Genomic DNA, 359 nt, shown 5'->3' on the forward strand with positions numbered 1-359 from the left:
CGGCGGGGGCGGCGACGGAGAGCATCCCGCCCCGACCCGCCAACGCCCGGATCGCCCGACTGCGCAACGCCACCACCCGCGCCCCGTCCTCCAACGACAACGCACCCGCCACGCACGCCGCAGCGATCTCCCCCTGCGAATGCCCCACCACCGCCGCCGGCCGCACCCCCCACGACTCCCACACCGCCGCCAACGACACCATCACCGCCCACAACACCGGCTGCACCACATCCACCCGCTCCAACGAAGCAGCCCCCTCGACCCCCTCCAACACCTCCAACAACGACCAGTCCGTGAACGGCCCCAACGCCACCGCACACGCACCCACCCGCTCCCGGAACACCACCGACGAACCCAAC

At 72.4% G+C, this 359-nt stretch carries 1 protein-coding gene; it reads right to left on the reverse strand.

What is annotated here, in order from left to right; all coding sequences use genetic code 11:
- Positions 1–359 (reverse strand): acyltransferase domain-containing protein (locus tag OO57_RS38045; RefSeq protein ID WP_234337737.1); only part of this gene is annotated, 359 nt, incomplete at both ends.

It is taken from the genome of Kitasatospora phosalacinea (assembly GCF_000717185.1).
Lineage (GTDB): Bacteria > Actinomycetota > Actinomycetes > Streptomycetales > Streptomycetaceae > Kitasatospora > Kitasatospora phosalacinea_A.